This window comes from Lysobacter gummosus (assembly GCF_001442805.1).
Lineage (GTDB): Bacteria > Pseudomonadota > Gammaproteobacteria > Xanthomonadales > Xanthomonadaceae > Lysobacter > Lysobacter gummosus.
The window spans coordinates 329183-342528 of record NZ_CP011131.1 but is presented as its reverse complement, the minus strand read 5'-3'; the positions used below and the strand labels follow the sequence as shown (position 1 = coordinate 342528).

Here is a 13346-nt window from a genome sequence, read left to right as displayed (position 1 = left end):
GTTCGAGCATGAACACGGCACAAGGCTTCCGGCACTGCATCTATCTGGCGCTGCTGTTGGTTTCTCCTTCCTGCTTCGCGCTGGATCTACCTAACGTATGCAAGACCATCGACATAGGCAGCGGCAGCAGCATCAAGACCATCACCGTGGATGGCGAAACCTTCGACGCGGCCCAGCGCAACAACTGCCCCGCCGGTACCGCGGTGCGCTATCTCGGCGACCCCGGCGATCAGACCGAAAAGCAGAAACCGACCTTCATCCTGCGGAACAACGCGGTGCTCAGGAACGTGGTGATCGGCGACGGTTCGAAATCCGGAACCGACCGGAATTATCGCGGCCGCGGCGGCGACGGCATTCACTGTTACGGCACCTGCACGCTCTCGGAAGTGTACTGGGACGATGTCGGCGAAGACGCCGCGACCTTCAAGAACAACAAGGCCTCCGACGTATTCCTCATCCAGAGCGGCGGCGCGCGGCTGGCGAAGGACAAGGTCTTCCAGCACAACGGGCCGGGCACGATGAAGATCGAATACTTCGAGGTCGAGAAAGCCGGCAAGCTGTACCGCTCGTGCGGCAATTGCTCGACGCAGTACAGCCGAACCGTTCAGGTCACCCAGGTCGTCGCCGCCGACACCGGCGCGATCGCCGGGATCAACTCGCGCTACGCCAACGGCGTGGCCGGCGACAAGGCCGTGCTCACCAGCGTTTCGACCTCCGGGCGCAAATGCGTCGAGTATCTCGGGCTGACCAGCGGCGAACCCGACGAGATCTCGCCGGTTCCGGGCGCCTGCACGATCAGGTAAGGCCACGCGGCGTACCCCGATCGCGCCGAGTCATCGCATCGTCCCCGAAGATCAGCCCTACGACCGCGCGTATCGCGCGCGGTCACTGGAGTCCATATGCAGACCCTCGCCAGTCGTCGTGCAACGCACATCGCGCGCGCAGTCGTTCCAGCACCCAGCGCAGGATTTCGCCAGCGGTTCATGGAACGCCGCGGCCTGATCGCGGTATTGATCCTCGGCATCGTGAGCCTCATGCCGGCCGCCGCGTCGGGGATTTCGATGTACAACATCGAAGGCTATGCGGCGGCCAGCGTCACCGGAGGCGGGTACCTCGCCGAATCCGATCCCAAATACCGGCGCGTGACCACGCCGGCGGGCTTCATCGCCGCGCTGCGCGCCGCGCGCACTTCGAGTTCCACTCCGGTCAAGGTCATCGAGATCGCGAACGATCTCGACATGGGCTGGAACGAGGTCGATGACGCGGCCCGCGCCGACGGCCTGCTGCGCCAGAACAAGACGCCCAAGAAGCATCCGGCGTTGATCGCCAGCGGCGTGTCCCTGCTCGATGTGACGAACTTCAACGGGCTGACGATCTATTCCAGGAACGGCGCCGTGCTGCGCCATGTCGAACTCAACATAAAGAGCGGAACCAACCTGGTCCTGCGCAACCTGCGTTTCGACGAGCTGTGGGAATGGGATGAGGGAACGCGCGGGGACTACGACAGCAACGACTGGGATTTCGTCACTCTCGGCGATGGCGGCGGCGTGACCTCCGGCGTCTGGATCGATCACTGCAGCTTCAGCAAGGCCTATGACGGTGTCCTCGACATCAAGAAGGGCGCAAACAACATCACCGTGTCGTGGATCGAAACCCTGCCTCCGGCCAGCGGGCCCGGCAGCTTCGTGGCGCGGCAGTTCGACTACCTCGAGGCCAATCGCGCGGCCAATGCGATGTACGACTTCCTGCGCGGCTTCTTCACCAGACAGCAGATCATCGATATATCGCTGCCGCAGAAGAAAGGACACCTGATCGGCTCGAACGATCTCGAAGGTATTTCGTCCTACACCGTGACCCTGCATCACAACCATTATCGCGATCTGCAGGACCGCATGCCCCGCCTGCGCGGCGGCGACGTGCACGCCTATAACCTGTACGTCGACAGCTCCAATGCGCGGATCATGAAAGCCGTCCGCGATGCCGTCGTCCAGGCGAACCCGGCGTTGCGGTCCAAGGTCGAGGGCAGCTCGCCGACGTACAAGTTCGATGTGGTGTTGAACGGCTCGGTGTCCACCGAAGGCGGCGCGGTCCAGGTCGAGCGCAGCTTGTTCTGGGGCGTATTCACGCCGCTGCGGAACAATCAGACCGATCCCGACGATTCGCGCTACACCGGCGCGATCCGCGCCCTCGGCGTCCGCCATGTGCTGTTCGCGAGCGACATCAACTACATGCCGGCGTCGTCGCAGCAGGCGACGTTCGTCGATCGCGGCATCGTGTGGGCCAGTTGGGAAGGAAACAGCGGTGCGGCGGGCAGCACGCTCGGCCCGGCCCAGGCGGCGCAGGTCCCGTTCGTCTGGCGCAACGGCGTTCCCTCGTACCCGATGACGCTGCATGGGATCGATGAGCTCGGCAACCTGCGCGCCTGGATGGGCGCCGGAAAGGTGAGCATGACCGCGCAGCAATGGATGCGGGTCGTCAACTAGGTTCTCTGGAATACTTGCGGCTCAGCGCTGTAGACGGGGCTGGTTTGCGCTTGCCGTACGGTTTCCTGCATCGCGGGTGCCTGCGCCGTTACGTCCGCCGCCGCGTGAAAGCAGTACCTGCACGCAAGCCTGATCGCCGGGCCCACGATCCGCATGGCGCCGCAACGCGGCACTTACTTCTTCGAACGCGCCGGCGTTTTTTCCACGCGCTTGCGCGCCTTGCCCTGATCGGTCTCGCGCGATTGCGCGTCCTCAATCAGCACCAGCACGTCGGCGATGATGCTCGACATCGCCGCGTGCGCGGCCGCCGCGTCGCCGGCCTTGATCGCGTCGAACACGCGCCGGTGCGCCGGGATGCTGGCGGTGTGGCCCTTGATGCGATTGGTCAGTTGGATCGAAATCCGCAGCGCGGTGTTCACCAGTTCGTGCAGTTGCACGTAGAACGGGTTGCCGGTGGCGTCGAGGATGGCGACGTGGAAGGCGACGTCGGAGATCAGGTGGTCGTCCTCGCCGCGCTCGGCGGCGATCATGCGCTTGAGGCCGCGCTCGATGCCTTCGATGGCCTGCGCGTCGGCGTTGCGCGCGGCCAGCGCCGCGGCGGTGGGCTCGATGCCCAGGCGCATCTCGGTGAACGAGCGCAACAGCTTGTAGGAGAACTTGCGCTCCAGCATCCAGCGCAACACGTCGGCGTCGAGCAGGCTCCAGCTGCGCTCGGGTTGCACCACGATGCCGCTGCGCGGCCGCGCCGACAGCATGCCCTTGGAGGTGAGCATCTTGATCGCTTCGCGAGTGACGCTGCGGCTGGTCGAATAGGCTTCGGAAATTTCCGCTTCGGTGGGAAAGCCGGTTTCGGCGAAACGTCCCAACACGATCTCGCGGCCCAAGGCATCGAGCAGCTGTTCCGTCAGCGTCATGCGGCCGCTCAACTGAGATCGTCCGGCGGACTCGATAGGATGCATCTTCCAAGCTGCTCGATGTTGGGTAAGTACGATTCTTACGGCACGCAGCGGTTCCGGCAAGAACCATCGGACGCGTTCATCGCCACCATAGCACGGGCCTAAACGGCGGCCGGCGCGACCCGCGCGCCGGCCAACAGATTCACACGGCCGGTGTGATCACGGTGGCATCGCGGCGACGGCGCGGATCGGCCCGCCGCGCGGCTGCGGATCGACACTATTATATTTGTATGATAAATACGATAAGAGCTTGAGGGAGAGGTCTGCATGCGTTCGTTCCTGCTTCGCGCCGCCGCCGGCGCGGCTTTGATCGCGCTTTGGTCGATCGCCGACCCGGCCCTGGCCTCGGTGCGCTACGACGCGCAGACGCGGGTGTTCCGCCTGGACGGCGGCCGCGTCACCTACGCCTTCGCCATCAACGACGCCGAGCAATTGCAGGCGGTTTATTTCGGCGGCCAGCTCGGCGACGGCGACCGCCTCGGGCCGATCAAGGCGCTGCCCGGCCATGCCAGCTTCGACCTGTCCGCGTCGGTGACGCCGCAGGAATTCCCGGCCCAGGGCGGCGGCATCTTCAGCGAAGTCGCTCTGAAGGTGGCCTACGCCGACGGCAACCGCGACACCGTCCTGCGCTACGTCTCGCACAAGATCGAAGGCGACGGCGTCGCCGTCGTCATGAAGGACATCAGCGCGCCGCTGCAGGTGACGCTGCGCTACAGCATCGACCCCGGCACCGGTGTGGTCGGCCGTTCGGCCCTGATCGAGAACCTGGGCACGACGCCGCTGCGCATCGACCAGGCCGCCTCCGCGTCCTACACCCTGGCGCCCGAGGACGATTATCGGCTGCGCCACCTCAGCGGCCGCTGGGCCGGCGAGTGGACCTTGCAACAGCGCCCGGTCAGCGAAGGCGCGAGCGTGCTGGAAAGCCGGCGCGGCTCCACCGGCCAGCAGAACGCGCCGTGGTTCGCCATCGACCGCACCAGCGTGTCGACGGAAGAAAGCGGGCCGGTGTGGTTCGGCGCGCTGGCTTGGTCGGGCTCGTGGCGGATCAGCATCGACAAGGATCAGCTGGGCGCGGTGCGCGTGGTCGGCGGCTACAACCCGTACGATTTCGCCTATCGGCTCGCGCCCGGCGAACGCCTCGACACGCCGGTGTTCTACGCCGGCTATTCCGACGCCGGCATGGGCGGCGCATCGCGCCTGTTCCATCGTTTCCAGCGCGAACGGATCCTGCCCGGCCAGGGCAAGCCGCGCCTGCGGCCGGTGCTCTACAACAGTTGGGAAGCGACCGAATTCGCGGTCGATGAAGCCGGGCAGATGGCCCTGGCGGAGAAAGCCGCGCGCATCGGCGTGGAGCGCTTCGTCATGGACGACGGCTGGTTCGGCGCGCGCAACAGCGACAAGGCCGGACTCGGCGACTGGACCGTCAACCCGGCCAAGTTTCCCAACGGCCTCAAGCCGCTGATCGACAAGGTGCACGGCCTGGGCATGGAATTCGGCCTGTGGGTCGAGCCGGAAATGGTCAACCCCGACAGCGATCTGTATCGCGCTCATCCGGATTGGGCGATCCAGTTTCCCGGCCGTCCGCTGACCCAGGCGCGCAATCAGCTGGTGCTCAACCTCGCCCGCCGCGACGTGCGCGATCACTTGTTCCAGATGCTCGACGAACTGGTCACCCGCAACGACATCCAGTTCCTCAAATGGGATTACAACCGCAACTGGTCCGAGCCGGGCTGGGCGCAGCTGGCGCCGGAGGATCAGCCCAAGCTCTATGTCGAGTACGTGCGCAATCTGTACTGGATTCTCGCCGAGTTGCGCCGCAAGCATCCCAAGCTCGAGATCGAATCGTGTTCCGGCGGCGGCGGCCGAGTCGATCTGGGCATCATGGCTTTCACCGATCAGGTGTGGCCGTCGGACAACACCGATCCTTACGATCGCCTGAGCATGCAGGACGGCTTCAGCCACGCCTACGCGCCGGCGGTGATGATGGCCTGGGTCACCGATTCGCCCAATTGGGTCAACAAGCGCGAGACCTCGCTCGACTACCGCTTCCTGTCGTCGATGCAGGGCGGGCTGGGCATCGGCGCCAACCTCAATCATTGGAAGGACGCCGACTTCGCCACCGCCAAGCGCATGGTCGAGGCCTACAAGCAGGTGCGCCGCACGGTCCAGCAAGGCGATCTGTACCGGCTGATCTCGCCCTGGGACGGCGGCCGCCGTTCGGCCACGCTGTCGGTGTCGGCCGACCGGCGCCAGGCGGTGTTGTTCGCGTTCCTGCACAGCGGCACCAAAGCCTTGCCCGATCCGGCGATCCGCCTGCGCGGGCTCGATCCGGCCAAGCGCTATCGCATCTCGCGTCTGGGCGGCGGCGCCGCGCCGGACTCGGTGCCGGCCGAGGCCAGCGGCGCTTATTGGATGAACAACGGTCTGGCCGTCGCCATGCGCGGGGATTTCCAGGCGGCGGGGTTCGTGTTCGAGGCGAAGTGATGGGCGCCGCGCGCGAAGCCGTCGGCGCGTGAAGCGCGCGGCGGCTCAGCCGTCGGCGTGCACTGTGAATCGATAGCGTCGCTGCATGCCCTCGCCCGGCGCGAGCACGGTCATGCCGTGAGCGGCTGCGCCACCGGGCAGGTGAACCGCGTCGATCGCGTGATCGACCGGTTCGAAACAGAAGAAGTTCGCGTCCTGCGGCGTGAACAGCACGAAGTTGCCCGCGTCGGCGGCGAGGTCCAGGCGCAGGCGCCGCCGCGGCCAGTGAACGCTGGCCTCGCCCGGCCAACCGACGAATGCGTGATCGATGCAATCGCGCGGCAACGCGCGTTCCTCGACGAAGCGCCAAGGCTCGGGGATAGCCGCCAACTGCGTCGGCAGCGGCGTGTGGCCGTCGTTGAGCCAGACCTGCCGGGCCGGCGCGCGCAGACGGGTATCGGCATCGCGCACGAAGAACGGATGCAGGCCCAGGCCGAACGGCATCGCCGCCGGGCCGGTGTTGACGACGCTCAGGCGCGCTTCGAAACGGTCCTCGCGCAGGCGGTAATGCTGTTCGGCGCGGTAGCGATAGGCCTGCGAGGCGTCGTCTTCGTCGAGCACCAGGATCGCTTCGCCGGCGTCGGCGTGCGCGACGCGCCACGGCCGTTGCCAGCCGCTGCCGTGGATCGGCCACGGCTCGTCGTCGCGATTGCGCGGCAACTCGATGCGGCGGCCGTCGAACTCGAAACCGTCCGCGGAAATCCGGTTCGACCACGGCACCAGCGGATAGCAGGCGAGCGTATTGGGATCGGGACCGGGCGCCGACGGCGCCGGTCCCGGTTCGAACTCGCACGCGCGCAACAGCGGCACCGCGCCCTGCGGCGTGAGCGCGTCCAGCCGCAACACGCCGCCGCCCCAGACGGGCGCGATCCGCGCTCGCAACGAGGCACTGGCCAGTATCATCCGTGCCGCCCGCGGCTCAGCGTGCGCTGATCCGATACAGCGCGGTCGCATGCGGCGCGAGCGTGACCCGCACCGAGCCGTCGCCTTCGCGTTGATCGTGCTGCCACAGATCGCGCACGGCGTACTTGCCGGCCTTGTCCAGGCCGAGTTCGGCGGCGCTGACCGTCGCCTCCTTGGCCGCGTCGGTTTCGTTGAAGATCGCCAGCGCGCGATCGCCGCCCTGCAGCGGCTTGACGATGACATGGACGCCGCCGGCGTCGCGGATGCGCTTGCCCTGCACGCCCAGCGGGTCCTGGTCGATCGCGATCACGTCCTTGTTGAGCAGGATCTTCAACGGTTCGGGCTTGATCGTGCGCAGGTCGGTGCCGATCAGCAGCGGCGCGGCCATGATCGCCCACAGGCTGAAATGGCTGCGGTATTCGGTATCGGTCATGCCGCCGTTGCCGACTTCGAGCATGTCCGGATCGTTCCAGTGGCCGGGTCCGGCGTACTGGTCCAGCACCACGTTCTTCTTGAAGATCTCCACCATCGAGGCGTAGGTGTCGGTGATGTCGCCGGTGGTGCGCCAGGAGTTGCCGCCGACCTCGCGCTTGCCGGCCCACAGCCAGGGCTGGTTCTCGCCCCATTCGCACACGCTGTAGAAGATCGGCCGGCCGGTCGCGCGCAGCGCATCGCCCATCGCGGTGTAGCGCGGCTGCGCGGGTTTCTTTTCGTTGTTGCAGTTGTCGTACTTGAGGTAGTCGATGCCGTAGGAGGCGAACAAGGCCGCGTCCTGTTTCTCATGGCCCAGGCCGCCGGGGAAGCCGCGGTTCTCCTTCTTCGGCTCGCAGGTGAAGGAGCCGGCGCTGGTGTAGATGCCGAATTTCAGGCCCTTGCTGTGCACGTAGTCGGCGATGGCCTTGATCCCGCCGGGGAAGCGCTTCGGATTGGCTTTCAGGTTGCCGTCCTTGTCGCGCCTCCAGTAGGCCCAGCAGTCGTCGATATTGACGTACTGGTAGCCGGCGTCCTTCAGTCCCGGCTCGATGAATTTATCCACGACGCCGCGGATCATCTTCTCGTCGAACTCGGCGCGGCAATGGGTGGAGTTCCAGTTGTTGAAGCCCATCTGCGGCGTGGCGGCCACTTCGGCGGCGAACACGGGCGAATGCAGGGACGCGATGGCGGCGCACGAGGCGAAGGCGAACGCCGCGGTCTTTCCGGACGAGGTGAAGCTCATGAGAGTTCTCCGTGGAAAATCAGCCGCCATCACCAGAACACGGCGTAGAGCACGGCCACTATCGCGATCACCAGGATCGCGCCGAGGTTGAAACTGAGCGGCGTGCGATAACTCACGTCGTCGGTTCGGATCAGGTCGCTGCCGCTGCGGGTCTTGCTCATCAGCGACACCGCCACCGCCAGCACCAGGGCCAGCAGGAACACCACACCGACGCGGTTCATGAACGGATACTCCGGCCACATCACCCGCACCGCGATCGACAGCACCACCGAACCGATCGCCGCCGCCAGCGCGCCGGCTTCGTTGGCCCGTTTCCAGAACAGGCCGAGCAGGAAGATCACCGTGATGCCCGGAGTGAAGTAACCGGTGAAATCCTGGATGTACTGGAAGGCCTGATCGAAGCTGCCCAGCAAGGGCTTGGCCGCCAGCATGCCCAGCGCGACCGCGACCAGCGAGGCGATGCGTCCCACCCGCACCAGCTTCGCTTCGGCCTGGCCGGGACGCAGCTTGGTGTAGAAATCCAGGGTGAAGATGGTCGCGACCGAATTGATCTTCGACGCCAGCGACGCCATGATCGCGGCGATCAAGGCGGCGAACACCAGGCCCAGCACGCCGGCCGGCAACAGCCCCATCATGGTCGGATAGGCCTGATCGGGCTTGCTCAATCCCGGCGCCAGCACCACCGCGGCGATGCCCGGAATCACCACGATCACCGGCACCAGCAGTTTCAGGAACGCCGCGAACAGCACGCCCTTCTGCGCCTCGCCGATGTCCTTGGCCGCCAGGCCGCGCTGGATGATGTACTGGTTGAAACCCCAGTAACTGAAATTCATGATCCACAGGCCGCCGAGCAGCACGCCCAGGCCGGGCAGATCCTTGTAGTAAGGATTGTCCTTGCTCAGGATCATGTGGAAACGCTCCGGCTGCGTCTGCAACAGGTGCTGGAAGCCGGCGATCACGCCATCGCCGTCGCCGATGCGGTTCAAGGTGAGCGCGGTGATCATCAACCCGCCCAGCACCAGCAATGAAACCTGCACGATGTCGGTCAAGGCCACCGCCTTGAGTCCGCCATAGAACTGATACGCCAGCGCGAACGCGCCCAGCACCAGCAAGGCGTGGGACTGCTCGATGCCGGTCACCTGGCTCACCGCGATCGAACCCAGCCACAGGATCGAGGTCAGGTTGACGAACACGTACAGGATCAGCCAGAACACCGCCATGACCAGGCGGATCTTGCCGCCGTAACGGTTCTCCAGGAACTGCGGCATCGTGTAGATGTCGTTACGCAGGAACACCGGCAGGAAGAACTTGCCGACGATCAACAAGGTCAGCGCCGCCATCCATTCGTAGGAGGCGATCGCCAATCCCAGCGCGTAGCCCGAACCGGACATGCCGATGATCTGCTCGGCGGAAATGTTCGCCGCGATCAGCGAGGCGCCGATCGCCCACCACGGCAGCGCCTTGCCGGCCAGGAAATAATCCTGCGCGGTCTTCTTGTGTCCGCTCTTCTCGCGCGAGACCCATTGCGCCAGGGCGAATATGCCGACCAGGTACGCCAGTACGATCACGATATCCAATACAGACAACATCATTCGCCTCTCTCTTCTTCAGCGCCGGCGATGCATGTCGGCGTCCACCATCGAGACCACGGAAACATCGGATGCGCCCTGGAATGCGGCGCGGTGGATCAAGCCGCCGGCAATCCACGCCTTCGCGCCAGCGCGTACAGGCCGCGCGCGGACACGTCTTCGCCATGCGCCTGCACGCGATGGCCGCGCCGCGTCAGCGCGGCGGTGTAGGGTTCGGCCAGTGAGGGCGCGGCGATCAGGTGCACCGGTTCCGGCCGCGCCGGCAGGCGCCGCAGTTCGTGGCCGATCAGCAGGCCGGACAGGAACGAGCGCAGCGCGGTCGCCGGCAATACGTTGAACAAGCCGTGCGTGCGCACCGCGAACACGTGCTCCAGCAGATCGCCGTCCAGCGCGGCGTGATCCACGCCTTTCAGGAAGGCCGCGGCGTCGTGCGGGCCCGGCTGCATCAGCCGGCCGAGAATGCTGTGCTCGCTCAGCACCTGGAACATCTCGCCGGTCATGGCGGTGGCGAACTCCTGGATGCGGCCGTTCTCGATCAGCACGTGCTTGCAATGGGTTCCGGCCAGGCAGGCGCGGTGCGTGCCCGGACCGAGCCGGTCGATTAGGCCGCAGATCTGGGTTTCCTCGCCGCGCATGACATCGTGCACGCCGTGATCGTGGCGCACGCTCAGGCCCGGCACGATCCAGACCTCGCGATCGCCCAGGCCCGGCGCGTGCACGCGGATCATCCGCGCGGCGATCTCATCCAGCCCGGCCGGGCAATCGAGGTAATTCACTTCCTGCCAGCCCTGGCGGCTGCCGACCATGCCGGCCATCGCCACCACGCGTTCGTCCCAGCTTTGCAGCGTGTCGCGCAAGACCTCTTCGAAACGCCCGGCGCAGGCGAGCGCGCCCTGGTCGGAGCGGCGCGAGTCGATGATCTGTCCCTGCCCGTCCAGACGGAACGCACGCAGGCTGCTGCTGCCCCAATCGATCGCGATCATCGGTCGTCGAACCTCGCTTCGGCCAATCCGCGCACGCCGGCGACACTGGCGCGAAACACGCCGCCGGCATCGGGCTGCGCCCGCCGCTGAGCATCGTCGAGTTCCTCGCGCGCGGTGGTGATGTAGATCTCGTCCAGCGCGGCGCCGGCGAAGCTCAGGCAGCTGACGTTGGAGGTCGGCACCTCGACCACGCGCTCGACGCGGCCGTCGTGCCCGTAGCCGACCACGCGGCCGACGCCCCACTGCGCGCTCCACACCCGGCCTTCGCTGTCCACGGCCGCGCCATCGGGCGAGGCCGGCGCCTGCACCTCGGCGAATACCTCCGGCGCGCCGACCTGAGCGCTGTCGGCGTCGTAGGCGACATGCATGATCCGGCCTTGCCGCGAGTCGCAGTAGTACAGGCCGCGGCCGTCGAGATCGAAACACAGGCTGTTGGCGATCGCCACGCCCGCCAGCGCCAGGGGCCGCAGGCCGTGGCGGCGCGAGTATTGGTAGAAACGTCCCATCGGCGCGCGCCGCAGATCTTCGTTGAGGGTGCCGAAGACGAAATTGCCGGAGCGGTCGCAGCGCCCGTCGTTGATGCGCAGCGTCGGTTGATCGGCTTCGACTGGCGCCAACAGCGTCGGCGCCAATGCATCCAGATCTTCCGCCGCGCCCGGATCGGCGCTGTACACGCCCTTGGCCAGACCGAGCAACAACCGCCCCGATTCGCACAGCGCGAACGATCCGAGCCGATCGGGCAGTCGCCAATAGCGGCTGCGGCGGTCGCCGGGCGTATGCCGCCACAGCCGCGCCGATTGAATGTCGGTCCACCACAGCGCCTGCCGGCGTTCGCACCACAGCACGCCTTCGCCCAGGCGGCAGCGGCTGTCCACGGCCAGTCTCGCCCGGGCGGCATCGATCGCCACGGCCGCGGTCATCACCACTCCGCCACGCTGCCGTCGCGATGCCGCCACAGCGGATTGCGCCAGTCGCCTGCCCGCTTGCTGCGTTCGATCACGTGCGCTTCGTCGATCTCCACGCCCAGCCCGGGCAGGGTGAACGGACGCACGCAGCCGTTCTCCAGATCGAAGGCGTCCTTGTTGATCACGTAATCGAGCAATTCGCCGTCGGCGTTGTAGTGGATGCCGATGCTCTGTTCCTGCAGCATCGCGTTCCAGCTGACGAAGTCCACGTGCAGGCACGAGGCCAGCGCGATCGGTCCCAGCGGGCAATGCGGCGCCAGGGCGACGTCGTAGGCCTCGGCCATCGCCGCGATCTTCATGCATTCGCTGATGCCGCCGGCGTGCGACAGATCCGGCTGCACGATCGCCAGGCCGCCGGCATGCAGCACGTTCTTGAATTCGAAGCGCGAGTACATGCGCTCGCCCGCGGCCAGCGGAATGGCGGTGTGCGCGGCCAGGCGCGGATAGTATTCGGCCTGTTCGGCCAGCACCGGTTCTTCGATGAACAACGGCCGGTACGGCTCCAGTTCGCGGATCAGCGTCTTCGCCATCGGCCAGCCGACGCGGCCATGGAAGTCCAGGCCGAACTCGATGCTGTTGCCGAACACCGAACGGATCTCGGCGACCTTGGCCACCGCGGCATCGATGGCGCGGCTGCTGTCGAGCAGGCTCAGTTCTTCGCAGGCATTCATCTTGAACGTGTCGAAGCCCAATGCGACGCGGCTGCGGATCTGCTCGATGATGTCCGCGGGGCGATCGCCGCCGACCCAGCAATAGGTCTTCATGCGATCGCGCACCAGCCCGCCCAGCAACTGGTACACCGGCACGCCCAGGGCCTTGCCCTTGATGTCCCACAGGGCCTGGTCGATGCCGGCGATGGCGCTCATGAACACCGCGCCGCCGCGATAGAAACCGCCGCGGTACATGGTCTGCCAGTGATCGTTGATGCGCGCCGGGTCCTGGCCGATCAGCAGTTCGCCGATTTCGGCGACCGCCGCCTCGACGCTGCGCGCGCGGCCTTCGACGACCGGCTCGCCCCAGCCGACGATGCCCTCGTCGGTCTCGATCTTGAGGAACATCCAGCGCGGGGCGACGCGGTAGGTGGTGAGTCGGGTGATTTTCAAGGGCGCGCGCTCTGGTAGGCATCGACGAAAAGACCGCCGCGTTCGCGGGTGACCGAAGGCGCCTGGCCGGGCGCGTACAGATCGCTGCCCAGGCCGGCGCCGGCGCAACCCGATTGCAGGTAGCCCGGCAGGTTGTCCGGGGTGACGCCGCCGACCGCGAACACCGGCACCTGCGGCGGCAGCACCGCGCGGATCGCGCGCACGTAGCCGGGGCCGAAGCTGGCCGCCGGAAACAACTTGAGCGCCTGCGCGCCCGCGCCCAGCGCGGCGAAGGCTTCGCTGGGCGTGGAAAAGCCGGCGGCGCAGATCAGGCCGCGATCGACCGCGTGGCGGATCACCGCGACATCGGTGTTGGGCGTGACCATCAGGCGCGCGCCGGTCGCGGCCAGCGCGTCCACGTCGTCGCGATTGAGGACCGTGCCGGCGCCGATCAGCGCGCGCGTTCCGGCCGCGGCGACCGCGAGCTCGACGCTGCGCAGCCATTGCGGCGAGTTGGTGGGAATCTCGATCAGGCTGATGCCGGCGTCGATCAAGGCCTCGACGTGCGCCTCGATCTGCGCCGGCGTGATGCCGCGCAGGATCGCGATCAACGGGCGCTGGGTTCTCCAATCCATAGACGGCTCGA

At 66.6% G+C, this 13346-nt stretch carries 11 protein-coding genes; 3 read left to right on the top strand and 8 right to left on the bottom strand.

What is annotated here, in order from left to right; translation table 11 throughout:
- Positions 1-8: 8 nt before the first annotated feature.
- Both LG3211_RS01335 and LG3211_RS01330 read left to right on the top strand, forming a co-directional pair.
- A complete protein-coding gene (locus LG3211_RS01335) occupies positions 9-803 on the top strand; it encodes a pectate lyase (RefSeq protein WP_057941264.1) in 795 nt (264 codons plus the stop codon).
- A 180-nt stretch (positions 804-983) separates the two neighbouring features.
- Positions 984-2483, top strand: a complete 1500-nt coding sequence (locus LG3211_RS01330) for a pectate lyase family protein (protein ID WP_057941263.1) — start codon at positions 984-986, stop codon at positions 2481-2483.
- Between the two features lie 173 nt (positions 2484-2656).
- On the opposite strand, the gene LG3211_RS01325 is transcribed toward LG3211_RS01330, so the two are convergent.
- On the bottom strand, positions 2657-3442 hold the full coding sequence (locus LG3211_RS01325) for a FadR/GntR family transcriptional regulator (protein ID WP_083512227.1): 786 nt from the start codon (positions 3440-3442) through the stop codon (positions 2657-2659).
- Between the two features lie 264 nt (positions 3443-3706).
- Between LG3211_RS01325 and LG3211_RS01320 the strand changes: the two genes are divergently transcribed.
- Positions 3707-5923 carry an alpha-galactosidase gene (locus LG3211_RS01320; RefSeq protein ID WP_083512226.1) on the top strand — a complete coding sequence of 739 codons (2217 nt, stop codon included), beginning with the start codon at positions 3707-3709 and terminating at the stop codon, positions 5921-5923.
- A gap of 45 nt (positions 5924-5968) precedes the next feature.
- Here LG3211_RS01320 and LG3211_RS01315 read toward each other — a convergent pair whose 3' ends face one another.
- From LG3211_RS01315 to LG3211_RS01290, 7 genes are all read right to left on the bottom strand, one after another.
- A complete protein-coding gene (locus LG3211_RS01315) occupies positions 5969-6865 on the bottom strand; it encodes an aldose 1-epimerase (RefSeq protein ID WP_222837558.1) in 897 nt (298 codons plus the stop codon).
- A gap of 16 nt (positions 6866-6881) precedes the next feature.
- Positions 6882-8081, bottom strand: a complete 1200-nt coding sequence (locus LG3211_RS24620; protein WP_083512224.1) for a glycoside hydrolase family 27 protein — start codon at positions 8079-8081, stop codon at positions 6882-6884.
- A gap of 29 nt (positions 8082-8110) precedes the next feature.
- Positions 8111-9673: a sodium/sugar symporter gene (locus LG3211_RS01310; protein WP_057941261.1), complete on the bottom strand. Its 1563-nt coding sequence runs from the start codon at positions 9671-9673 to the stop codon at positions 8111-8113.
- Between the two features lie 95 nt (positions 9674-9768).
- The gene (locus LG3211_RS01305) at positions 9769-10653 is read right to left on the bottom strand and encodes a 2-dehydro-3-deoxygalactonokinase (protein WP_057941260.1); all 885 of its coding nucleotides are present in this window, start codon (positions 10651-10653) and stop codon (positions 9769-9771) included.
- Entirely contained in the window at positions 10650-11573 is a 924-nt protein-coding gene (locus LG3211_RS01300) for an SMP-30/gluconolactonase/LRE family protein (RefSeq protein ID WP_057941259.1), read from the bottom strand. Before LG3211_RS01300 ends, LG3211_RS01305 begins: the two co-directional genes overlap by 4 nt.
- A complete protein-coding gene (gene dgoD / locus LG3211_RS01295) occupies positions 11573-12721 on the bottom strand; it encodes a galactonate dehydratase (protein WP_057941258.1) in 1149 nt (382 codons plus the stop codon). Before dgoD ends, LG3211_RS01300 begins: the two co-directional genes overlap by 1 nt.
- A complete protein-coding gene (locus LG3211_RS01290) occupies positions 12718-13335 on the bottom strand; it encodes a 2-dehydro-3-deoxy-6-phosphogalactonate aldolase (RefSeq protein ID WP_057945188.1) in 618 nt (205 codons plus the stop codon). Before LG3211_RS01290 ends, dgoD begins: the two co-directional genes overlap by 4 nt.
- Positions 13336-13346: the final 11 nt, after the last annotated feature.